The sequence below is a fragment of the Agrobacterium sp. CFBP2214 genome, from assembly GCF_030209895.1.
Taxonomy (GTDB): Bacteria; Pseudomonadota; Alphaproteobacteria; order Rhizobiales; family Rhizobiaceae; genus Agrobacterium; species Agrobacterium radiobacter.
This window is the reverse complement of record NZ_JARVRC010000012.1, coordinates 1-1,098: the sequence shown is the minus strand read 5'-3', so window position 1 is coordinate 1,098 and position 1,098 is coordinate 1. Positions and strand designations below refer to the sequence as shown.

The 1,098-nt window shown below is 49.3% G+C and carries 1 tRNA gene and 1 rRNA gene; both read left to right on the top strand.

What is annotated here, in order from left to right:
- Window positions 1-49 precede the first annotated feature (49 nt).
- Window positions 50-125: transfer RNA gene (locus QRN60_RS23665), tRNA-Ala, on the top strand.
- A 254-nt stretch (window positions 126-379) separates the two neighbouring features.
- Window positions 380-1,098 (top strand): 23S ribosomal RNA (locus QRN60_RS23660); the annotation flags it as partial.

The window sequence follows — 1,098 nt, the reverse complement described above, 5'->3', positions numbered from 1 at the left end:
CACCAGTTACCTGGTGAAGTTGGTCAGAGCGCGTACGACACCCGGATACGGGGCCATAGCTCAGCTGGGAGAGCGCCTGCCTTGCACGCAGGAGGTCAGCGGTTCGATCCCGCTTGGCTCCACCACTTACTGCTTCTGTTTGAAAGCTTAGAAATGAGCATTCCACCCCGAGAGATTGAAGGGTGCGTGAATGTTGATTTCTAGTCTTTGACTAGATCGTTCTTTAAAAATTTGGGTATGTGATAGAAAGATAGACTGATGGCCACTTTCACTGGTGGTGATCAGGCTAAGGTAAAATTTGTGAGTTCTCTTAATTGAGAAATTCGAATTTTCGGCGAATGTCGTCTTCACAGTATAACCAGATTGCTTGGGGTTATATGGTCAAGTGAAGAAGCGCATACGGTGGATGCCTTGGCAGTCAGAGGCGATGAAAGACGTGGTAGCCTGCGAAAAGCTTCGGGGAGTCGGCAAACAGACTTTGATCCGGAGATGTCTGAATGGGGGAACCCAGCCATCATAAGATGGTTATCTTGTACTGAATACATAGGTGCAAGAGGCGAACCAGGGGAACTGAAACATCTAAGTACCCTGAGGAAAAGAAATCAACCGAGATTCCCTTAGTAGTGGCGAGCGAACGGGGACTAGCCCTTAAGTGGCTTTGAGATTAGCGGAACGCTCTGGAAAGTGCGGCCATAGTGGGTGATAGCCCTGTACGCGAAAATCTCTTTGCAATGAAATCGAGTAGGACGGAGCACGAGAAACTTTGTCTGAATATGGGGGGACCATCCTCCAAGGCTAAATACTACTGACTGACCGATAGTGAACTAGTACCGTGAGGGAAAGGCGAAAAGAACCCCGGAGAGGGGAGTGAAATAGATCCTGAAACCGTATGCGTACAAGCAGTGGGAGCCTACTTGTTAGGTGACTGCGTACCTTTTGTATAATGGGTCAGCGACTTATTTTCAGTGGCGAGCTTAACCGAATAGGGGAGGCGTAGCGAAAGCGAGTCTTAATAGGGCGTCTAGTCGCTGGGAATAGACCCGAAACCGGGCGATCTATCCATGGGCAGGTTGAAGGTTAGGTAACACTGACTGGAGG